This is a genomic window from Micromonospora trifolii (genome assembly GCF_022229005.1).
Taxonomy (GTDB): domain Bacteria; phylum Actinomycetota; class Actinomycetes; order Mycobacteriales; family Micromonosporaceae; genus Micromonospora; species Micromonospora trifolii.
This window is the reverse complement of sequence record NZ_JAKKFD010000001.1, coordinates 167,815-187,672: the sequence shown is the minus strand read 5'-3', so window position 1 is coordinate 187,672 and position 19,858 is coordinate 167,815. Positions and strand designations below refer to the sequence as shown.

General features: G+C 71.5%; 23 protein-coding genes. 11 read left to right on the top strand and 12 right to left on the bottom strand.

Annotation, left to right across the window (positions count from 1 at the left end; genetic code table 11):
* Positions 1-19: 19 nt before the first annotated feature.
* Both ygfZ and NIE79_RS00865 read right to left on the bottom strand, forming a co-directional pair.
* Positions 20-1,132: a CAF17-like 4Fe-4S cluster assembly/insertion protein YgfZ gene (gene ygfZ / locus NIE79_RS00870; RefSeq protein ID WP_238676663.1), complete on the bottom strand. Its 1,113-nt coding sequence runs from the start codon at positions 1,130-1,132 to the stop codon at positions 20-22.
* Positions 1,129-1,557 carry a Fur family transcriptional regulator gene (locus tag NIE79_RS00865; RefSeq protein ID WP_091402843.1) on the bottom strand — a complete coding sequence of 143 codons (429 nt, stop codon included), beginning with the start codon at positions 1,555-1,557 and terminating at the stop codon, positions 1,129-1,131. Before NIE79_RS00865 ends, ygfZ begins: the two co-directional genes overlap by 4 nt.
* Positions 1,558-1,626: 69 nt before the next feature.
* Between NIE79_RS00865 and NIE79_RS00860 the strand changes: the two genes are divergently transcribed.
* Entirely contained in the window at positions 1,627-2,505 is an 879-nt protein-coding gene (locus tag NIE79_RS00860; protein WP_238676662.1) for an aminotransferase class IV, read from the top strand.
* A gap of 20 nt (positions 2,506-2,525) precedes the next feature.
* Here the strand turns inward: NIE79_RS00860 and NIE79_RS00855 are convergent, their stop codons facing one another.
* The gene (locus NIE79_RS00855; RefSeq protein ID WP_238676661.1) at positions 2,526-3,113 is read right to left on the bottom strand and encodes a heme-binding beta-barrel domain-containing protein; all 588 of its coding nucleotides are present in this window, start codon (positions 3,111-3,113) and stop codon (positions 2,526-2,528) included.
* 64 nt (positions 3,114-3,177) lie between these two features.
* Entirely contained in the window at positions 3,178-3,282 is a 105-nt protein-coding gene (mtfM, locus tag NIE79_RS33515) for a small membrane protein MtfM (RefSeq protein WP_030327764.1), read from the bottom strand.
* A gap of 12 nt (positions 3,283-3,294) precedes the next feature.
* Between mtfM and NIE79_RS00850 the strand changes: the two genes are divergently transcribed.
* The 3 genes from NIE79_RS00850 (at position 3,295) to NIE79_RS00840 (ending at position 6,180) form a co-directional block, all read left to right on the top strand.
* Positions 3,295-3,669 carry a DsrE family protein gene (locus NIE79_RS00850; RefSeq protein ID WP_112584197.1) on the top strand — a complete coding sequence of 125 codons (375 nt, stop codon included), beginning with the start codon at positions 3,295-3,297 and terminating at the stop codon, positions 3,667-3,669.
* A gap of 79 nt (positions 3,670-3,748) precedes the next feature.
* Positions 3,749-4,129 (top strand): SCP2 sterol-binding domain-containing protein, encoded by a 381-nt coding sequence (locus NIE79_RS00845; protein WP_238676660.1) that lies wholly within the window; start codon positions 3,749-3,751, stop codon positions 4,127-4,129.
* Positions 4,126-6,180 (top strand): amylo-alpha-1,6-glucosidase, encoded by a 2,055-nt coding sequence (locus tag NIE79_RS00840; RefSeq protein WP_238676659.1) that lies wholly within the window; start codon positions 4,126-4,128, stop codon positions 6,178-6,180. Before NIE79_RS00845 ends, NIE79_RS00840 begins: the two co-directional genes overlap by 4 nt.
* 19 nt (positions 6,181-6,199) lie before the next feature.
* Here the strand turns inward: NIE79_RS00840 and NIE79_RS00835 are convergent, their stop codons facing one another.
* From NIE79_RS00835 to NIE79_RS00810, 7 genes are all read right to left on the bottom strand, one after another.
* The gene (locus tag NIE79_RS00835) at positions 6,200-7,063 is read right to left on the bottom strand and encodes a hypothetical protein (RefSeq protein WP_238676658.1); all 864 of its coding nucleotides are present in this window, start codon (positions 7,061-7,063) and stop codon (positions 6,200-6,202) included.
* A gap of 59 nt (positions 7,064-7,122) precedes the next feature.
* Positions 7,123-7,581, bottom strand: coding sequence for a winged helix-turn-helix domain-containing protein (locus tag NIE79_RS00830; protein WP_238676715.1), 459 nt, complete (start codon positions 7,579-7,581; stop codon positions 7,123-7,125).
* 195 nt (positions 7,582-7,776) lie between these two features.
* Positions 7,777-8,097, bottom strand: coding sequence for a DUF1416 domain-containing protein (locus tag NIE79_RS00825; RefSeq protein ID WP_091402852.1), 321 nt, complete (start codon positions 8,095-8,097; stop codon positions 7,777-7,779).
* A 2-nt stretch (positions 8,098-8,099) separates the two neighbouring features.
* Positions 8,100-8,948, bottom strand: coding sequence for a sulfurtransferase (locus NIE79_RS00820; protein ID WP_238676657.1), 849 nt, complete (start codon positions 8,946-8,948; stop codon positions 8,100-8,102).
* A 206-nt stretch (positions 8,949-9,154) separates the two neighbouring features.
* Positions 9,155-9,232: an Ms5788A family Cys-rich leader peptide gene (locus NIE79_RS34160; RefSeq protein ID WP_310503780.1), complete on the bottom strand. Its 78-nt coding sequence runs from the start codon at positions 9,230-9,232 to the stop codon at positions 9,155-9,157.
* A gap of 105 nt (positions 9,233-9,337) precedes the next feature.
* A complete protein-coding gene (locus NIE79_RS00815) occupies positions 9,338-10,126 on the bottom strand; it encodes an LmeA family phospholipid-binding protein (protein ID WP_238676656.1) in 789 nt (262 codons plus the stop codon).
* A gap of 104 nt (positions 10,127-10,230) precedes the next feature.
* A complete protein-coding gene (locus NIE79_RS00810; protein ID WP_238676655.1) occupies positions 10,231-11,289 on the bottom strand; it encodes a hypothetical protein in 1,059 nt (352 codons plus the stop codon).
* Between the two features lie 241 nt (positions 11,290-11,530).
* Between NIE79_RS00810 and NIE79_RS00805 the strand changes: the two genes are divergently transcribed.
* The 7 genes from NIE79_RS00805 to pstB all read left to right on the top strand — a co-directional run bounded on the left by NIE79_RS00805 (position 11,531) and on the right by pstB (position 18,681).
* Positions 11,531-12,250: a winged helix-turn-helix transcriptional regulator gene (locus tag NIE79_RS00805; RefSeq protein WP_238676714.1), complete on the top strand. Its 720-nt coding sequence runs from the start codon at positions 11,531-11,533 to the stop codon at positions 12,248-12,250.
* Between the two features lie 154 nt (positions 12,251-12,404).
* Positions 12,405-13,289: a polysaccharide deacetylase family protein gene (locus tag NIE79_RS00800; protein ID WP_238676654.1), complete on the top strand. Its 885-nt coding sequence runs from the start codon at positions 12,405-12,407 to the stop codon at positions 13,287-13,289.
* 58 nt (positions 13,290-13,347) lie between these two features.
* Positions 13,348-14,274: a mycothiol synthase gene (gene mshD / locus NIE79_RS00795; RefSeq protein WP_238676653.1), complete on the top strand. Its 927-nt coding sequence runs from the start codon at positions 13,348-13,350 to the stop codon at positions 14,272-14,274.
* Positions 14,275-14,565: 291 nt separating this feature from the next.
* A complete protein-coding gene (pstS, locus tag NIE79_RS00790) occupies positions 14,566-15,672 on the top strand; it encodes a phosphate ABC transporter substrate-binding protein PstS (protein WP_238676652.1) in 1,107 nt (368 codons plus the stop codon).
* A gap of 38 nt (positions 15,673-15,710) precedes the next feature.
* Positions 15,711-16,802, top strand: coding sequence for a phosphate ABC transporter permease subunit PstC (gene pstC, locus NIE79_RS00785; protein WP_238676651.1), 1,092 nt, complete (start codon positions 15,711-15,713; stop codon positions 16,800-16,802).
* Entirely contained in the window at positions 16,799-17,887 is a 1,089-nt protein-coding gene (gene pstA / locus NIE79_RS00780; protein ID WP_238676650.1) for a phosphate ABC transporter permease PstA, read from the top strand. Before pstC ends, pstA begins: the two co-directional genes overlap by 4 nt.
* A gap of 17 nt (positions 17,888-17,904) precedes the next feature.
* Positions 17,905-18,681, top strand: coding sequence for a phosphate ABC transporter ATP-binding protein PstB (gene pstB / locus NIE79_RS00775; protein ID WP_112584183.1), 777 nt, complete (start codon positions 17,905-17,907; stop codon positions 18,679-18,681).
* Between the two features lie 285 nt (positions 18,682-18,966).
* Here pstB and NIE79_RS00770 read toward each other — a convergent pair whose 3' ends face one another.
* Positions 18,967-19,800, bottom strand: a complete 834-nt coding sequence (locus NIE79_RS00770; protein WP_238676649.1) for an NUDIX hydrolase — start codon at positions 19,798-19,800, stop codon at positions 18,967-18,969.
* Positions 19,801-19,858: the final 58 nt, after the last annotated feature.

The following is a 19,858-nucleotide window of genomic DNA, read 5'->3' as shown; positions in this document are numbered from 1 at the left end:
GCGATCCTAGACGGCCCGCTCAGGACGGGTCGATCGCCGCCGCGGTCTCGCCGATCAACAACGCGGCGTCGTCCGGGACGTTGCGCTTCAGCACCGCGAGCGCGACCTGACCCAGCTCGTGGTGCAGCACGGCGGTGCCGACGAAGCCGACCGCCCGGCCGTCGAGGGTCACCGGCGTACCGGCCACCGGCGGCTGATCGGTGGTCACCCCGTCCAGATGCAGCAGTACGAGGCGACGCGGCGGCCGGCCCATGTTGTGCACCCGCGCCACCGTCTCCTGCCCCCGGTAGCAACCCTTGTCCAGGTGCACAGCCGGGGCGATCAGGTCGACCTCGGCCGGAATGGTCCGGTGGTCGGTGTCCACCCCGACCCGCGGCTGCCGGGCGGCCACCCGGATCGCCTCGTACGCCCACAGGCCCGCGACCGGCACCCCGGCGCCGCGCAGCTCCGCCACCACCTGGTCCATCGCCGAGCGGGGCACCAGCAGGTCCACCCCGAGCGGACCGCGTCGGGCCCAGCCGCCGATCGGCAGCGGTCGTACGTCGTACCGCGCGCTCGCCCGAAGTGGCACGGCACCGTGCGGGAACTTCGGACCCGGCACCGCTGCCACGTCCGGTGCGGCGAGCCCGGTCACGCCGAGCGTGGCGAGCGCCTCCATGGCCCCCGGCCCGACCAGTGACAACAGCGCGCGCTCGGCAGTCGCGTCGCGTGGTTCGACCTTGCTGAAGAACCGCATCTTCTCCAGGTAGGTCAGCAGGCCCTGGGTGGCGCCGGGCTCGGTGTCCAGCCAGGTGGTCTCGCCGTCCTCGGCGACCATGGCGTGCTGCTCGATGTGGCCGTGCGGGGACAGCACCAGCAACTCGGTGCCCTCGCCCGCGGCGAGCGCGCTCAGGTGCTGCGAGGTGACGGTGTGCAGCCAACTGGCCCGTTCTTCTCCGGCCACCGCGATGACCCCCCGATGCGACCGGTCGACCAGACCGACAGCGGTGTCGAGGGTGCGCTGCTCGCGCAGCGGGTCGCCGTAGTGCGCGGCCACCCCCCGCACCCCGGCCGCTACGTGCTCCGGATCCGGCTGGTCACGGCTGGCCTCGTCGATGCCCTCGACGGCCACCGCACCCGCGATGTCGATCATTTCTCGTCCCCGTTCTCGCAGCGTACGCAGACGCCGAAGAGTGACACGTGCCCGATGTCCACCCGGAACCCGCGCTGCGCGGCCAACTGGTCGGCGAGGGGGCGGAGCAGCTCCGGATCGATCTCGTCGATCGCGCCACACTCCCGGCAGACCAGATGGACGTGTTGGTGTTCACCGGCGGCGTGATAGGTCGGTGAGCCGTGCGACAGGTGCGTGTGGGTGACCAGACCGAGCCGTTCCAGCAGCTCAAGCGTGCGGTAGATGGTGGTGATGTTGACGCCGGCGGCGACCTCCCGGACCGCGGTGTGCACCTGCTCCGGGGTGGCGTGGCCCAGATCGAGCACCGCCTGGAGGACGAGCTGCCGCTGGGCCGTCAGCCGCAGCCCACGGGCCCGCAGCATTTCCGCGAGGGAGGATTCGGACACCCTCCGATCATAGTTCGGCCACCAGGCTGTTCCCCGCACCGCGATCGATCACCGCTACGCTCGACGGTCATGGTGAGGTCGTCCGTCGGGAAGAACGCGGCCGACCCGACCGCGCGGATCGCCGTCCTGGGGCGTGGCCCGGTGTCGCAGGGCGACCCGGTGCTCCGCGGTGACGACCTCGGGGTGCTGCACGGCGACGGCCTGTTCGAGACCATGCACCTGCGCGACGGCCAGCCGTGGCTGCGCGACGAACACCTGGCCCGCCTGGCCACGGCGGCGGCCGCCGTCGAGCTGTCACTGCCCCCCACCGCCGCGCTGATCGGCCTGCTGGACGAGGTGCGAACAGGCTGGCCAGCGGCTGTGGAGGGGGCACTTCGGTTGGTCTGCACCCGAGGCCCGGAGGCCGGCGGCCCGCCCACGATCTACGCCACGCTGGCCCCGGTGCCGGCGGCCTCCCGGGCTGCCCGGCGGGACGGAATCACCGTGGCCACCCTGCCGCTGGGCATCCCCGCCGCCGCCCGCAGCGGGCTGACCTGGCTGCCGGCCGGCATCAAGTCCACGTCGTACGCGGTCAACAGCGCCGCCCGCCGCTGGGCCCGCCGGGCCGGCGTGGACGACGTGCTCTGGATCTCCTCCGACGGGTACGCGCTGGAGGGACCCACCGCCAATGTGGTGTGGCTCACCGACGACACGCTCTGCGCGGTGCCGGCCGCCAGCACCGGCATCCTCGCCGGCACCACAGCGGCCTGGCTGCTCGCCCACGCGAGCGAGCTGGGCCTGCACGCCGCCGAGCGGATGGTCAGCACCGCCGAACTGCACGCGGCGGCCGGCGTGTGGTTCACCTCGTCACTGCGCGGAGCCGCCGAGGTCCACACGCTCGACGGGGTACGCCGGGCTCGCTGCCCGCGTACCCCCGTCCTACAGGCAGTGCTGGGTTTCCCCGTCTGACCAGCCGCCGACCGGCGAGGTCAGCCGCCGACCCGGACGAGTCGGGCCGAGAGGTGCGGGCTGAGCCCGTGCCCCATGGCGGCCATCTCCTGGGCGTAGAGCAACGCACCCTCGACGATGCCGAAGAGCCGGTGCCCGCCGGTGACGTCCTTGGCGGTCGGAGTCCGGATCACCGCGTCGGTGGCGAACTCGAGCTGCGTGCCGGTGCGCTTGCCCAGGTGCAGCTCCATCACCCCGGTCGGGGTGGTCAGCAGCGCCTCCAGCTCGTCGGTCGCCCGCCCATCCACCAGCACCGGCCGCCACCAGCCCACCTCGCGCCCGGCCGGACGGACCGGCTTGCTCTCCTCGTCGAGGATCCAGGCACGCGACTCGTAGTGCAGGAACGGTCGGCCGTCGTGGCTGATCCGGATTTCCTGCGCGTAGTCGAAATCCTCGATGGTGGGGAAACCGCCCTTGCCCCGGCCGCGCCACAGACCGATGTACGGCAGCAGGGCATCCAGCGCGGGGTGCAACTTCGGCCCGACCCGCAGGTCGTGGCTCTCCTCGAACGGGTACTCCTCGACCGGCGGCGCGTTCAGCCACGGCGGCTGCAGCGGGTTCTCGCTCACTCTGACACCTTCGTTCGCGACTGCGGGGCTCGCAGGCCCGGCTCACTCCTCGCGCTCACCAGCGTCACCAACGTCCTCTCGAAATGCGTACGGCAAGGTAGACCAGGCCACCGGCGAGCCCGCCCAGGCCAGCGACCAGCAGGCTGACAAACCCGATCTCGGTAACCATCCCGGCCATCCTATGCTGGGCCACATGGCCCGCACTCTCGTCGTCAAGGCCACCGCAGGGGCGGACGCCCCGGAGCGGTGCGCGCAGGCATTCACCGTCGCCGCGACGGCGGTAGCGGCCGGGGTGGACGTCTCACTCTGGCTGACCGGTGAGTCCACCTGGTTCGCGCTGCCCGGTCGCGCCCAGCAGTTCGACCTGCCGCACTCCGCGCCCCTGGCCGAGCTGTTGCACGTCATCCTGACCAGCGGTCGGGTGACCGCCTGCACGCAGTGCGCGGCCCGCCGGGAGATCGGCCCGGACGACGTACTCCCCGGGGTCCGGATCGCCGGTGCCGCGGTCTTCGTCGAGGAGGCGTTGGCCGAGGGCGCGCAGGCGCTCGTCTACTGACCGCACGGCGGCGGTGGGTCGATCCGAGCGGAGTGCCGATACCGACCCGACATCTCGGACGGCTGCCTACGATTCGGATGTGACCGAGGCGGCGGAGAGATTCTTCGAAGCGCTGCCGTCGCGCGCACCCGACGTCCTGGGCGGCCTGGCCGACGGCACCCTCCAGATCGACCTCGGCGACGACCACAGCACCGAACACTGGCTGGTCCGGATGCGACCCGGGTCGGTGCAGGTCAGCCGAGGGCGTGGCCCGGCCGACGCGATCTGGTACAGCAGCGCCGCCCTCTTCGACCGACTGATCGCCGGTGAGGCCCAGGGGGTCGCGGCGGTGCTGCGCAACGAGAGCACGTTCAGCGGGAACGTGGTGCTCTTCCTGGCCTTTCGCCGATTCTTCCCGAACCCGCCCGGCACCCGCGACCCCCGCGAAACGGCCCGCCGAGCAGCCGGGCGACTTCGGTGAAGGACCTCGTCAGCATCCTGGACGGCAACACCTTCCTGGTCAGCGACCGGCGGGGGGACATCGAACCGTCCTACGACTTCCCCACCGGGCTGTTCTCCTTCGACACCCGCTTCCTGTCCACCTGGGTGCTCACCCTGGACGGCGAACGGCTGCACGCCCTCTCCGTCGACGACGCCGAGTCGTACCGCACCAAGTTCTTCCTCGCCCCCGGCGAACCCACGCACTACCTGGACGCCAAGGCGTCGGTGATCCGCAGCCGGGCGATAGTGGGCAGCTTCGAGGAGGAGCTGACAGTGCTGAACCACCTCGGCGCGGAGGTCGAGTGCACCCTCCGGATCGAGATCGGGGCCGACTTCGCCGACCTGTTCGAAATCAAGGACTCTCGACAGAAGCGGGGCCGCACCACAGTCACGGTCGCCGAGAACGAGCTGCGACTGACCTACCGGCGGGAAGCGTTCCACCGGGAGACGGTGGTCAGCACCACAGCGCCGGGCCAGGTCGACGAGACCGGAATGACCTTCCGGATCCGGGTAGCCCGCAACGGCAGGTGGACCACCCGGCTGCACGTGTCCAGCGTCGTCTACGGTGCCCGGGGCGAAGACATCCGGGCCACCCTCCCGTATGGCGGCAGCCGCAGCGCGGACGCCATCCGGGCCGAGCAGCAGGAGCTGATCGACCGGGCGCCGAAGCTCGGCTGCGACTGCGAGCCGCTGGCCGGGGCGTACCGGCGCAGCCTCAACGACCTGGCCGCACTGCGCTACGAGTCGATCGCCCTGGGCGTACGGCTGATCGCCGCGGGGCTGCCCTGGTTCATGACCCTGTTCGGCCGGGACAGCATCATCACCTCGTTGCAGGTGCTGCCGTTCCTGCCGGAGCTGGTCCCGCCGACCATCCTGATGTTGGCCGGACTGCAGGGGCACCGGGTGGACGACTTCCGGGACGAGGAACCCGGCAAGATCCTGCACGAGCTGCGGTACGGCGAGACCGCCGGCTTCGAGGAGCAGCCGCACTCGCCGTACTACGGGTCGGCCGACTCGACGCCCCTGTTCATCATCCTGATCGACGAGTACGAGCGGTGGACAGGCGACGCCGCGCTCGTCCGCAAGCTGGAACCGCAGGTCCGCGCGGCGTTGCAGTGGATCGACACCTACGGTGACCTGCTCGGCACCGGCTACCTCTGGTACCAGACCCGCAACCCGGAGAGCGGTCTGCAGAACCAGTGCTGGAAGGACTCCTGGGACGCCATCTCGTACGCCGACGGTCAGCTGCCCGGCTTCCCCCGGGCCACCTGCGAGCTGCAGGGCTACGCGTACGACGCGAAGATCCGGGCGGCCCGGCTGGCCCGGAAGTTCTGGAACGACCCGGAGTACGCCGACGAGTTGGAGCGGCAGGCCGCCGACCTCAAACGGCGGTTCGACAGCGACTTCTGGATCCCCGACCGCGAGCACTACGCGCTCGCGTTGGACGCCGACGGCCGGCAGGTGGACGCGCTGACCTCGAACATCGGGCACCTGCTGTGGAGCGGCATCGTGGACGAGTCGCGCGCCGGCAAGGTGGTCGAGCATCTGCTCGGGCCCCGCTTGTTCTCCGGCTGGGGGGTGCGGACGCTCGCCACGGACGAGGGACGGTACAACCCGATCGGCTACCACGTGGGCACGGTCTGGCCGTTCGACAACTCGATCATCGCCTGGGGGTTGTGGCGGTACGGCTTCCGGGAGGAGGCCGGGTTGATCTGCGACACGATGTTGGCGGCGTCCCGGTACTTCGAGGGTCGGCTGCCGGAGGCGTTCGCCGGCTACGCCCGCGACCTCACCGACTACCCGGTGGAGTACCCGACCGCGTGCAGCCCGCAGGCCTGGTCGACCGGCACCCCGCTGCTGCTGCTGCGGGTGATGCTCGGGTTGGAGCCGCAGGGCGAGCACCTGATCATCGACCCGGCCGTGCCACCGGGGATGGGCCGGGTCGAGCTGCTGGACATCCCCGGCCGGTGGGGCATGGTCGACGCGTTGGGCCGCAGCCGTGGCCCGGAGGACCAGCCGGGCGACGGCTGACCCGAGCGGACTGCCCGGCTCAGCTCGGGCAGCCGACGGTGGCGGCCAGTCGGGTGGCGTCCGGGCTGATCTCGGCCAGCACCGTGACGGCACCGCTGCGGTACGCGTACACCGGGGGTTGGTCCAGCAGTGGGGCGTTGCCGGCCAGCGGGGCGAGTGCGGCCGTCGAGGCGGCCGGGCCGGGACCGTTCGCGGACCACGCGGTACGGGCGAGCCCGCCTCCCGGGCAGGGCGCGGTGACCAGCTCCGACGCGGTGTCGCCCGGCCGGTCGAGGGCCCTCAGCGCGGCGGTCAGCGCGGCGGTCTCCGGGCCGGCAGCGGTGGCCGGGGACGGCGTGTAGCCGGCGCCGACCGGCCGGCAACCGGTGTCGACGACCAGTCGCACCCGACCGTCGACCGTCGGCCGACCCTCGACGGCCACGAAGTCTCCGGCGTCGGCGCGCAGCTCGGGGCCGTCCACCCCGGGCCCGACCCCGGCCCGCCAGCTCGCCGGCAGCCGGTCGGCGATGCCGGCCAGCACTGCCCGCTCGTCACCGGTGGCCGCGAGCACGCCGACCTCGCGTCGTAGCCTCGCCCCGTCCTCGAACGGGGTGACCCGGCAGCCGGACGCGACCCGCGCCGGGCCCAGTTCCAGCAGACCGCCCGCACCGGCCGCGCGAGCCAACTCGCCGACAGCCCGGTCGACCACCGGGCCGGCCTGGTCGAGGGAACGCTGTTCGCGCACTGTCGGCGGGTCGTTCCGCACCGATATCCAGGTGAGCCCGGCCAGCAGCACGGCCCAGGCCACTGTCACGGCCAGCAGCCAACGCCGCCGCGACCGGGCCGGTGTCGGCGCGGCAGGGCCGGCCGAAGAGGCCCAACCCGTCTGGACAGCACCACTCACCCGGCCATGGTGTCACGCGCCCGCCGCCGGGCCGGCAGCGGAGGCGGTCGCCTCGGCGGTCAGTGGTCGTTCAGCCGGGCCGGCGGGTCGAGCCGGTAGCCGAGCCCTCGTACGGTGTGCACCTGCGGCCCGCCCGGCAAACCTCGCAGCCTGCGACGAAGCCGCTTGATGGCGGATTGCAGCGCCGCGGTGTCCGCGCCATCCAACGCGGAGGCGCAGAGCCGTTCGTAGCTCCACACCACCAGCGGTGGGCCGAGGAGCAGCGCGAGCAGCTCCCGTTCGGTGGGGGTCAGCGGGAGCACCTCGCCGCGCCAGGTCACCAGTTGTCCGGCCCGGTCGACGACCAGCTCATCCCACTCCACCAGGCCCCGCGCCTCGGCGAGCGGGAGGACCGCGGGATCGACCGGCGCCGGGCCCGTCGGCGTCGACAGCAGCTCGCGTAGCTCGGTCAGGTCGGAACAGCTGAGCACCGGGGCGCTCCCGTCGAGTTGGCTCAGCACCCGCTCCCGCATCGACATGTCGGTGCCGACGCAGAGGACGATGGGGACCGCTTCGTCGGACCCGCCACTTTCATCCCTGAATTCCACCAGTAGATAGTGACGCATGCCGATGGATTTCGGCACCCGCCCCGGCGTGCCGACGCGCCGCGAAGAAACGACCGGGGCCAGCCACCCCCGGGAGGGCGACCGGCCCCGGTCGATCAGAGCAGTGGGTCAGGCGACGGTGACGGCAACCTCGTTGACGCCCCGGCCGGCAGTGACAGCTGTGTCACCGTTGCCGTGCCGGGACAACGCCCGCAGCGTCCAGGAACCCGGAGCGGCGAAGAACCGGAACTGCCCGGCTGCCGAGGTGACCACCTCGGCGGTGAACTCACCTGTCGAGTCGAGCAGCCGGACGTACGCGCCCGGTACCGGCTCGGCCTCGGCGGAGCGGACGATTCCGGTGATGACGGTTTCCTTCTCCAGGTCCAGGCTGGCCGGCAGCGGCGCGGCCTGGTCCGGGGCGGCGCAACCCGCGGCGGTGGGAAGAGTCATGATCAGGCCTCCCCGGGTTCGTCGCCGAGTGCAACCGGCACACCGACCAGCGAGCCGTACTCGGTCCAGGAGCCGTCGTAGTTCTTGACGTTGCGGTGACCCAGCAGCTCCTGGAGCACGAACCAGGTGTGCGACGAGCGCTCACCGATCCGGCAGTACGCGATGGTCTCCTTGCCGTCGTCGAGCCCCGCGTCGCCGTAGATCTTGCGCAGGTCGTCGTCGGACCGGAAGGTGCCGTCCTCGTTGGCCGCCTTGGACCACGGCACGCTGATCGCGGTGGGGATGTGGCCGGCCCGCTGCGCCTGCTCCTGCGGCAGGTGGGCGGGGGCGAGCAGGCGACCGGCGAATTCGTCGGGGCTGCGCACGTCGACCAGGTTCTTGGTGCCGATCGCCGCGACGACCTCGTCGCGGAAGGCCCGGATGGAGGTGTCCGGCTCCTGCGCGACGTACTGCGTCGCCGGGCGGGACACCGCGTCGGTGACGAGCGGACGGGCGTCCAGCTCCCACTTCTTGCGGCCGCCGTCGAGCAGCTTCACGTCACGGTGGCCGTAGAGCTTGAAGTACCAGTAGGCGTACGCGGCGAACCAGTTGTTGTTGCCGCCGTACAGGATGACGGTGTCGTCGTTGCTGATGCCCCGCTCGGAGAGCAGCGCCTCGAACTGCGTCTTGTTGACGAAGTCCCGGCGGACCTGGTCCTGGAGGTCGGTCCTCCAGTCAATCTTGATGGCACCGGCGATGTGGCCGGTCTCGTAGGCCGAGGTGTCCTCGTCGACCTCGACGAAGACGACGCCCGGGGCGTCGAGGTTCTTCTCGGCCCACTCGGCCGAAACGAGTGCGGTGTCGCGACTCATCGAATCACTCCCTGGTGAGGATGGATGGTGAGCCAACGCGCGCGAATCGATTGGTGTAGCTGTCGCACCACGCGCGGGACCCAGCGGAAGGACGGGATCACGGGTTCGTGCGACGGCGCCGCTGCCGGGCGTTCGGTGGGATAACCGGAGGGTGCGAGAACCCTGTGCCGGTGGCCGCCGTCAGGCGGCCGGAGACAGCCCCGCCGTCAGATGACGGGGCGACACAGGCAGGTGGCCACGCGGCACAGGTCGACCGCGCGCCGTTTGGTGAGGTGGGTCCCCATGGCCAGGGAGCCTACCAGCCAGTGACCGTGCTGCCACTAGGCCGACCACCATCCGGGAATCGCCGGGATCGCCGAGGATTTCGGCGTCCCACAGCGCCTACGGCGTCAGCCAGCGGAGCTGATCGGCACGTTCTTGGCGTCGGCGGTGACCGCCAGCCCTTCCGGCAGTGGACGGACCTCCCGGACCGCGAGCTGGAACGGCAACTCCGGCAGGGGCACGTCGATGGAGATGCTCTTGGCGTAGTTGCTCAGGAAGGCACGGGCCAGCGGCAGGTTCGGCAGGCCCGCGGCGTCCAGGTCGTTGAACCGCAGCGCGACAGCGCCGTTGTCGGCGACTGTGACGTCGGCGGTGCCGCTGATGGTGAGCTTCTGACCGAGGATGTCGGCCGGGGCCGTGACGGTGAGCTTGCCGTTCTGCTCGCCCAGCTTGAGCCCCGGGCGGTTCAACAGCGCGGCCAGGCTCTCGTAGCTGATCGTGCCGGCGCCGTTGACGGTGTCCGCCACGACGTCACCCTGGCCGGTGCGCAGAGTGTCCAGCGAGGCTCGAACGTTGCGGGCAGTCACATCGAGCACCGGCAGCCGGACGGCGTCGCCCTCGACCGAGGCCTGCACGTCGCGCAGGTTGATGGTGATCCGCTGGTAACGGCCATCCAGGACCTGGGTGAGGAACGGAGTTCCGCCCACCTCCACCTCGGGCGTGGTGGACCGCGCGCCCTGCTTGGCGATCTCCTGGCGTACGCGGTCGCCGATCATCCGCTCGGCGACCCCGACCGCGACCCGGTCGGCGACCACCAGCAACCCCGCCAGCAGCAGGAGCAGCACGAACAGCCCGATGAGCAGCTTGCGGCCACGCCGTCGGGGTCGCGCCTCGTCCACCGGATAGTCCTGCGCCACGCCGCCTCCTGTCTCCGCCCGTCGCGCCGCGACGGGTCGTTCGTACCGACGCCGCAGGGCGGCGCACCCGTAGGTACCCGACCGGCTCAGCGCTCAACCGTGACTCAGAGGAAGAGCATGCACATGGCGTACGCGGCGGGCGCCGCCAGGGCGAAGCCGCCGAGCGGACCCTGCATGTGCCGGGCCACCCACATCGTGGGCGGCTCGCCGGCCATCAACCGGCCCGCCTCCGCGTACCCCACCGCGAGGTCGGAGAGGACGGCGGTGACCGCCGCGACCAGGCCGATCACGGCGGCCCGGGTCGGCGTGAAGGGAGCCACCAGGTAGCTGCCGAGGAGGGCGCTGGTCAGCGTGCCGACCATCGCGCCGGCCACCACGCCGGCGGCGCCCCGGGGCACCTGCGGGGCGAGCCGCGGCCAGGGCAGTACGGCGTCGGTGAGCCGGGCGACGGTGAGCGCGACACCGCTCGCGGTCAGGCAGACGGTGATCGCCTGGGTGCCGGCCGGGATCCGGCTGAGCACGATCAGGGTGCCGAAGGCCACCACCCCGACCACGATGAGCAGCGTGGAGCCGAGGGAGTCGGTGACCCGGACCCGGTCGACCCGGCGAACCAGCTGGCCGAGCACCGCGGCGAGGAACCCACCGGCGGCCAGGTAGCCCAGCGGCGCCAGGCCGGCGACGTCGGTCTGCACCGCAGCGATGTCGACAAGCGCCGCGACCGTGGCGCTGATCCCGGCGACCACCAACAGCGCGGGCGGACGCATGGCCATCGTCCAGGCGAGCACGAACAGCAGTTGGACGCCGAAGATGATGAAGGCGAACGGCAGCCGGTGACCGGGGCCAGACGTCTGCGCGCCGAGCACCAGGCCGACACCGAGCAGCGCGGCGAAGCCGGCGATGGTCAGCGCCAGTTGACGGTGCACAGCGACCGGGGGAATGACCTCCTCTTCCGGCTCGTCGATCTCGTCTTCGGATCGGCGGGCCGGCTCGCCGGAGCGACGGGCACGGCGTGGCCCACCCCGTTCACGGCGGTCGCCATCGGTGGTGGCCGGACCGGTACGCGGCGCGGGCGGTTGGCCGCGCGTCGCTGCGGCGGCCGGGCCCGGTTGGGGCCCAGCGGGCCACGATTCGCGGCCGGCCTCGGGCGAGGTGGAGGGAAACACGACCCGATCGTGCCAGACCGACGGCCCGACGCGGTGGTCACGGGTTTCAGCGACGTTAAAATCCGGGCCACGATCAGGGGCAAGGTAGACAAACAGGAAATGGCCTGACGGCGCGGCCGAGGCGATCGGTTAGGCTCAACGCGTTACCCGCCCGTCAGCGACGCCGGGACCACGCAATTTCTCAGCGCACTCCTCGATGAGTGCGACTGGTCGCGTGCGGCCTCGCGCCGCCGGGACGGAGGTGATCGTGGAGATCCTGCTGCTGGTGACCGCGCGCGCAGGGGAACCGTCGGCTGTGCTGCCGGCACTCGACCTGCTGCCGCACTCGGTCCGCACCGCGCCGCGTGATGTTCGCACACTGGTCGCGGGCCCCAGCCCGGACGCGGTGATGGTGGACGCCCGATCGGAGTTGAGCGAGGCCCGGGCGACCTGCCGGATGTTGCACGCCACCGGGCTCGGCGTGCCGCTGGTCGCTGTGGTGACCGAGGCCGGCCTGATCGCACTCAACGCCGACTGGGGCGTCGACGACGTCATCCTGGCCTCGGCCGGCCCCGCTGAGGTCGAGGCACGGCTGCGGCTGTCGGTGGGCCGGCTCAGCAACGCGACAGCTGGCGCGGGTGGCTCGATCCGGGCCGGCGAGCTGACCATCGACCCGGACACCTACGCGGCCAAGCTCAAGGGCCGTCCGCTCGACCTCACCTACAAGGAGTTCGAGCTGCTGAAGTTCCTGGCCCAGCACCCGGGCCGGGTGTTCACCCGGGACCAGCTCCTGCGCGAGGTCTGGGGTTACGACTACTTCGGCGGCACCCGCACTGTCGACGTGCACGTCCGGCGGCTGCGCGCCAAGCTCGGCTCGGAGTACGAGTCGATGATCGGCACCGTCCGCCAGGTCGGCTACAAGTTCGTCGTTCCGCCGTCGCGGTCGCTTCCCGAGACGGAGCACGCGCCCCTGCCGGTCTGATCCGCGGACCTTGCCGGACGATTTCCCATATGCCCTTTTTGCCCAGCTTGGCGGCTCTATTCTGACTGCCGGGTTTGTCGGAGAAAGGGGCGACGGTGCGCGCACTGAACACGGGGGCGACGGGCCGGCGTGACCGGCAGGCCAGGTGGAAGTCGTGACGCGGGGCAGCTCCACAGCACGGGCCGTGGGGATCGTGACGCTGGTGGTGGCGGGGCTGCTCGGCTCCGCGTACGTGCTGGGCCGCAGCCTCGTCCCCGACCAGACGCCTCGGCAATCCACCGGAGTCACCACGAGCGCCGACGGGCCGCACTACGCCGACCAACCCAGTGTTGGCGAGCCGGGCGGAACGCCGCGCACTACCGCCAGTGCCAACGCGGCCGAGACCGGCCCCGCCGAGGCCGGCCAGGACGGGTCCGGGCGGGACGCCGGAGACGACAACCTGTTCGGCGCGCACGCCACCACCGGCACCCCGCGGCTCGCGCTGACCTTCGACGACGGGCCGGACCCGCGCTACACGCCGCAGGTCCTCGCCCTCCTGCGCGAATACGACGTGCGCGCCACGTTCTGCGTGGTCGGCGAGAACGCGCAGAACCACCCCGACCTGGTCCGGTCGATCGTGGACGCCGGGCACACCCTGTGCAACCACTCCTGGCACCACGACGTCGGCCTGGGCGCCCGATCGGCCGACGCCATCCGCTCCGACCTTCTGCGCACCAACGCGGCGATCCGGGCGGCGGTGCCGAACGCCCCGATCGTCTGGTACCGCCAGCCGGGCGGGGCCTGGACGTACCCGGTGGTGTCGGTGGCGCAGCAGCTCGGCATGACCCCGCTGCACTGGTCGGTGGATCCGTCGGACTGGGAGCTGCCCGGCGCCACGAAGATCACCGCTACGGTGCTGAGCCAGGCCGCACCGGGCTCGGTGGTGCTGCTGCACGACGCCGGTGGGGACCGACAGGGCACGGTGGAGGCGCTGCGCCGGATCCTGCCCGACCTGACCGCCCGGTTCGAGCTGGAGGCACTACCCACCGACCCGACGTGAGCCACGGCTTTACGGCGACGCTCCGGGCGTCACGACGGCCAACGGATACGGTGGCGGGATGAGCAGCGCGGAGCCGACCAGCGACCAGGTGACCCGGAGCGACCGACTGGCGCCGGCGGAGATCGCCGACGTACTCGCCCTCGCCAGCGTCGCAGGTGACACGGACGGAGCTGACCCGCTCGACGAACACGTCCTGTTGCGGCTGCGCGACGCCGACGCCCCGGCCGTGCATCTGATCGCCCGCGCCGACGACGGCACCCTCACCGGGTACGCGCACCTGGACACCACCGACCCGGTCGGCGGGATCGGGGTCGAACTGGTGGTGCACCCCGCGTACCGGCGGCGGGGCACCGGGCGGGCGCTCGCCCGGGGCGTACTCGCCTCGGCCACCGGGCCACTGCGGGCCTGGGCGCACGGCGACCACCCCTCGGCCGCCGCGCTCGCCGTCGACCTCGGCTTCACCCGCGCCCGGGTGCTCTGGCAGTTGCGCCGGCCGTTGGCCGCCCCGCTGGGTGAGCCGCGCGTGCCCGACGGGGTGGAGCTACGCGCGTTCCAGCCCGGAGCGGACGACGCGGCCTGGTTGACCCTCAACGCACGGGCCTTCGCCGAGCACCCCGAGCAGGGCCGGTGGACGTCGGACGACCTGCGGGTCCGCCTCGCCGAGCCGTGGTTCGACAGGGCGGGCTTCCTGCTCGCCGAGGAGACCGCGACCGGCCGGCTGCTCGGTTTCCACTGGACCAAGGTGCACGAGCGGCCGGGGTCGGCCCGGATCGGCGAGGTGTACGTCCTGGGGGTGGAGCCGACAGCGCACGGCGGCGGGCTCGGCCGGGCACTGACCACCGCTGGGCTGACCTATCTGCGGGACAAGCGCGGCCTCGACCGGGTGATGCTCTTCGTGGACGACTCGAACACCGGGGCCGTCGCGCTCTACGAGCGGCTGGGCTTCGCCCGCTGGTCCGCGCACATCAACTACCACCTGGGCTGACCGTCGGCCGTCGGCCCGATCGAGTCACCGGTGGGTAACGGCCGGGCGTCGGCGGGATAACGCCGAACCGGAAATATACCCATACTTCCGACAGGTGTGCCCGGGTTCACTTAACGGACAACTCACCCTCGGCAAGCGGTCACCTCAGGGGCCGTACGTGTTCACCTTGCGTTCACTTGCGACCGACGAACCGGCTACCTGGCACTTCTAACTTTCGTGTCAGCCGGTCAGTACCGGTCCTCGGGCCCCGGGATCGGGGCGCCAAGTCAGACGCGAAGGGAAACCCCTCAGGTGAAGCTCCAGCGGTACGGCACTATTGCCTGCCTCGCTCTTGCCGCGACGCTCGGCCTCAGTGCATGCGGCTCGGACAACAACGAGCCCGCCTCCGGCGCGAGTGCTTCGGGCTCGGCCGCCGCGGTCGACTGCGCTACCGGCACGCTGAACGCCCAGGGTTCGTCGGCACAGAAGAACGCCATGGCCGAGTGGATCAAGGCGTACCAGCAGAAGTGCCAGGGCACCACGATCAACTACGAGGCTTCCGGCTCGGGCGCCGGCATCCAGGCGTTCATCGCCGGGACCGCCGACTTCGCCGGTTCCGACTCCGCGCTCAAGCCGGAGGAGCAGCCGCAGGCCGACGCCAAGTGCGTCGGCGGCAAGGCCATCCACCTGCCGATGGTGATCGGCCCGGTGGCCGTCGCCTACAACGTCAGCGGCGTGGACAACCTCCAGCTCAAGCCGGCCACCCTGGCGAAGATCTTCGCTGGCAAGGTCACCAAGTGGGACGACGCCACGATCAAGGCCGACAACCCGGACGCCAAGCTCCCGGCGACCACGATCCAGACGGTCCACCGTTCGGACGAGTCGGGCACCACCGACAACTTCACCAAGTACCTCTCGAAGACCGCTGAGAGCGACTGGACCCTGGGCAACGCCAAGGCGTGGAAGGCCCCGGGCGGCACCGGCGCCAAGGGCTCGGACGGCGTGGCCAGCAAGGTCAAGGGCGCGGACGGCTCCATCGGCTACATGGAGTGGTCGTTCGCCGAGAACGCCGGTCTGAAGATGTCGAAGATCGGCAACGGCAACGGCGAGTTCGCCGCGCTGACCGCCGAGGCGGCCGGCAAGACCATCGCCGGCGCTGCCGTCGAGGGTCAGGGCGACGACCTCAAGCTGAAGATCGACTACAACACCAAGGAGGCCGGGGCGTACCCGATCGTCCTGGCGACGTACGAGATCGTCTGCAGCAAGGGCCTCGCGGCCGACAAGCTGAAGCTCGTCAAGGGCCTGCTGGGCCACGCCGCCAGCGCCGAGGGCCAGGCCTCTCTCACCGAGCTGGGCTACGCCCCGCTGCCGGAGACGGTCCGCACCAAGGTCGAGACCGCGGTCAAGAACCTCTCCTGACCCGATTCCACACCTCCGCAACCGAATCGAGCGAGCAGATGGGTGAAACCCCTCACCGCTCGGCCGACGCCGGCACCGGCGGGACGCGCGTGACCCAGAGTCACGAGTGGCCCGCCGGTGCCTCGGCGCGTGTGGCCGAGGCACCAGTCAGCACCCGTTCCCCGGGCGGCACCGGGCTGGGCGGCGGCGGCGCGCTGCCACGCAGCCGTAAGTTCGGCGCCGAGCGAGCCTTCCGCGGTCTCACACTGGCCGCCGGCACCGCCGTTCTGGTCATCATCGCCGCCATCGCGATCTTCCTGGTCGCCAAGGCGGTGCCGGCCCTACGCGCCAACACCGAGAACTTCTGGTCCTACGAGGGCTGGTCTCCCAACGAGACAGAGCCGAAGTTCGGCATCGGTGCGCTCGCCTTCGGCACCGTGCTCAGCTCGGCGCTCGCACTGCTCATCGCGGTGCCGGTGGCGCTCGGCATCGCGCTCTACCTCTCGCACTACGCGCCGCGCCGGCTGGGCACCGCGCTCGGCTTCCTTGTCGACCTGCTGGCCGCCGTACCGAGCGTGGTCTTCGGCCTCTGGGGACGGGACGTCTTCAGCAGCCCGGTCCGGGACTTCTCGGTCTGGCTGAACCACCACTTCGGCTGGATCCCGCTCTTCGGCGGCGACGGGCCCTTCGGGGCGTCCGTCATGCTCGGCGCCCTGGTGCTCGCGATCATGGTGTTGCCGATCATCACCTCGCTCTCCCGCGAGGTGTTCCTCCAGACACCGACGGCGAACGAGGAGGCCGCCCTCGCCCTGGGCGCCACCCGCTGGGAGATGCTCCGCACCGCGGTGCTCCCCTACGGCCGCCCCGGCATCATCGCCGCGATGATGCTCGGCCTCGGCCGGGCGCTCGGCGAGACCATCGCCCTGGCGCTGACCCTCGGCATCACCTTCGGCATCTCGTTCAACCTGATCCAGAACGGCGGCAACACCATCGCCGCCAACATCGCCAACGCGTTCGGCGAGGCGAACGAGACCGGCCGGGGCGCGCTCATCGCCTCCGGTCTGGTGCTGTTCGCCATCACGCTGATCGTCAACATCACGGCGCGGGCGATCATCTACCGCCGCCGGGAGTTCACGGAGTCGGCCGCATGACCACAACCGTCACCTCCCACCGCACCCGGCCGCCGGCCCAGCCCGACTCGCTGCGGGCCAAGCGGCTGCCCTGGTACGCCGCCCCGGCCATCGCCGTGGCGGCCCTGGCGCTCTCCGCCGTGGTCGTCTACGGCACCGGCATCGGCGGCCCGGTCCTCGTGGTCGTCCTCGGCGCGATCCTCTACCTGGTCGGGCTCTTCGCCGCCGCCAACGTGGTCGAGGGGCGCCGATCGGCGCGCAACCGCACCTGGAGCGCACTGATCCACTCCACCTTCGTGCTGGCGGTGCTGCCGCTCGTGTCGGTGGTCTGGACGCTGGTCAGCAAGGGCGCCGACCGACTGGACGTCAACTTCTTCCAGACCTCGATGAACAACATCGGGGCCCGGGACGCCAACGGCGGCGCGTACCACGCGATCGTCGGCACGCTGGAGCAGGTCGGCATCGCCACCCTGATCACCGTCCCGCTCGGCGTTCTCTGCGCGATCTACATCGTCGAGTACGGGCGGGGCAAGTTCGCCTTCACGATCCGGTTCTTCGTGGACGTGATGACCGGCATTCCGTCGATCGTCTCCGGCCTCTTCGTGCTGGCGTTCTGGGTGCTGATCGTGTCGCCGTGGTTCAACGACGGTCGGCCCAGCTTCTCCGGCTTCGCCGCCGCGCTCGCGCTGAGCGTGCTCATGCTGCCCACCATCGTCCGGTCCACCGAGGAGATGCTCCGCCTCGTCCCGGCGCCACTGCGCGAGGGCGCGTACGCGCTCGGCGTACCCAAGTGGAAGACCATCCTGCGGGTGGTGCTGCCGACGGCGCTGCCCGGCATCGTCACCGGCGTCATGCTCGCCATCGCCCGCGCGGCCGGCGAGACCGCGCCGGTGCTGCTGGTCGCCGGCGGCGGCGCCGCGATCAACACCAACCCCTTCGAGAACAGCCAGTCGTCGCTGTCCCTCTTCGTCTACCAGCAGGCCGGTGACGCGTCGAAGTACGCCCCGGCACGGGCGTGGACCGCGGCACTCACCCTGGTCGCCCTCGTGCTCATCCTGACGATCGCGGCGAAGCTGCTGGCCCGTCGCAACAGGCTCAGCCGATGAACCCCGGAGGTACCACCATGGCCAAGCGCGTCTCCGCCTCGAACGTCACCGCGTACTACGGCGGCTTCAAGGCAATCGAGAACATCAACCTGACCGTCGAGCCGAAGACGGTCACCGCCCTCATCGGGCCGTCCGGCTGCGGCAAGTCGACGTTCCTGCGGTCGATCAACCGGATGCACGAGGTGCTGCCCGGGGCCCGGGTCGAGGGCAGCCTGACCATCGACGACCAGGACATCTACGACCGGGACGTGGACGTCACAGCGGTCCGGCGCACCATCGGCATGGTCTTCCAGCGGCCGAACCCGTTCCCCACCATGAGCATCTTCGAGAACGTGGTGGCCGGACTGAAGCTCAACGGGGTCCGCAAGAAGTCGATCCTGGAGGACGCGGCCGAGAAGGCCCTGCGCGCCGCGAACCTGTGGGGCGAGGTCAAGGACCGGCTGGGCAAGCCCGGCGCGGGCCTCTCCGGCGGTCAGCAGCAGCGGCTCTGCATCGCCCGGACCATCGCGGTCGAGCCGCAGGTCGTCCTGATGGACGAGCCGTGCTCCGCCCTGGACCCGATCTCCACGCTGGCGATCGAGGACCTGATGTTCCAGCTCAAGGACAAGTTCACGATCATCATCGTGACGCACAACATGCAGCAGGCCGCGCGGGTCTCGGACCGGACCGCCTTCTTCTCGATCGAGAAGACCGGCGACCCGGGCCGGCTGATCGAGTACGACAACACCCAGAAGATCTTCAGCAACCCGAGCGTGAAGAAGACCGAGGACTACATCACCGGCCGCTTCGGCTGAGCCGCTGACTCCTGGTCCGCGAAGGGCGTCGGTCGACCTGGCCGACGCCCTTCTGCGTACCACGACGCGGTTCCCGACCCGGAGGCGGCGCGACCCACCGGCGGCGCGACCCACCGGCGGCGCGGCGCGGCGCGGCCAAGATCGTGCTCGATCAAGGGTGTAGTGGTCTCACCGCGCAGCGGAGGCCACTACTTGCATGTTCGAGCGCGATCTTCGGTAGGAGCGGGCCTGCGGCGCGCCAGAGGCGAGCGCCCAAGGCGCGGGCACAGAGCGCGCGGGCAGCGGTCAGCCCAGGACGAAGCGGGGTTCGCCGTCCGGGGGCAGGTCCAGGCGCGGGGTGACCGGGGTGGCGGCGTCCCGGTCGGCCGCCGCCCGCGCCACCCCCGCCAGGTCGCCGGCCGCCGCCACCTGGGCCAGCGTGACAACTGTCGGTGGCAGCATTGTCAGCTCGCCGGCCTGCGCGCGGGCCAGCGCGTCCGCCGGCCGGATCCACAGGGTGTGGTCGGCCTCGCCGGAGACGTCGCGGGTCCGCTGGCCCGCCGGCAACAGGGCGATGAAGAAGTACGTGTCGAAGCGGCGCGGCTCGAACTCGGGGGTGATCCACCGGCTCCACGGCAGCAGCAGGTCCGACCGCAGGGTGAGCTGACGGTCGGCGAGCAGCGCGGCGAAGCCCAGCCGGCGTCCCTCCAGGTCCTGCCGGGCCGCCTCCCAGTCGTCGCCGCTGACGTCGCCCACCACCGTCTCCCGGTTCGGGCCGGCGAGCAGTACGCCGGCCTCCTCGAAGACCTCCCGCGCGGCGGCGCAGACCACCGCCTGGGCGGCCTCCGATGCCACTCCGAGCCGGTCCGCCCACTCGCCCGGCGCCGGGCCGGCCCAGTCCAGGTGCGCCTCCGAGTCGGAGCGGTCCACCCCGCCTCCGGGGAAGGCGTACATCCCGCCGAAGGTCATCGCGGCGACCCGGCGGATGACGTACACCTCGAAGTCGGTGTCGATGGGACGCAGCAGCAGCACTGTGGCCGCGACCCGCGGCGTCGCCGGGGTGCCGCCCTCGGCCTGGAACCGGCGGGCGTGCTCGACCAGGGCGGCCGGGGCGGCGAAGCCGTCACTGTCGATCGTCATGCCCGCGAGCCTAGTTCCCCGCTCGGCCGGTGCTGGCCGGCCGGCTCGACCCCCACAC

Coding starts and splice junctions, on each gene's coding strand:
- mtfM (WP_030327764.1), bottom strand. CDS start 3,282: ATGGTTACCGAGATCGGGTTTGTCAGCCTGCTGGTCGCTGGCCTGGGC.
- pstC (WP_238676651.1), top strand. CDS start 15,711: ATGGGTGAAACCCCTCACCGCTCGGCCGACGCCGGCACCGGCGGGACG.
- mshD (WP_238676653.1), top strand. CDS start 13,348: ATGAGCAGCGCGGAGCCGACCAGCGACCAGGTGACCCGGAGCGACCGA.
- NIE79_RS00860 (WP_238676662.1), top strand. CDS start 1,627: ATGGTGAGGTCGTCCGTCGGGAAGAACGCGGCCGACCCGACCGCGCGG.
- NIE79_RS00820 (WP_238676657.1), bottom strand. CDS start 8,948: ATGAGTCGCGACACCGCACTCGTTTCGGCCGAGTGGGCCGAGAAGAAC.
- NIE79_RS00850 (WP_112584197.1), top strand. CDS start 3,295: ATGCTGGGCCACATGGCCCGCACTCTCGTCGTCAAGGCCACCGCAGGG.
- pstA (WP_238676650.1), top strand. CDS start 16,799: ATGACCACAACCGTCACCTCCCACCGCACCCGGCCGCCGGCCCAGCCC.
- NIE79_RS00770 (WP_238676649.1), bottom strand. CDS start 19,800: ATGACGATCGACAGTGACGGCTTCGCCGCCCCGGCCGCCCTGGTCGAG.
- NIE79_RS34160 (WP_310503780.1), bottom strand. CDS start 9,232: ATGGGGACCCACCTCACCAAACGGCGCGCGGTCGACCTGTGCCGCGTG.
- NIE79_RS00825 (WP_091402852.1), bottom strand. CDS start 8,097: ATGACTCTTCCCACCGCCGCGGGTTGCGCCGCCCCGGACCAGGCCGCG.
- NIE79_RS00830 (WP_238676715.1), bottom strand. CDS start 7,581: ATGTCGATGCGGGAGCGGGTGCTGAGCCAACTCGACGGGAGCGCCCCG.
- ygfZ (WP_238676663.1), bottom strand. CDS start 1,132: ATGATCGACATCGCGGGTGCGGTGGCCGTCGAGGGCATCGACGAGGCC.
- pstB (WP_112584183.1), top strand. CDS start 17,905: ATGGCCAAGCGCGTCTCCGCCTCGAACGTCACCGCGTACTACGGCGGC.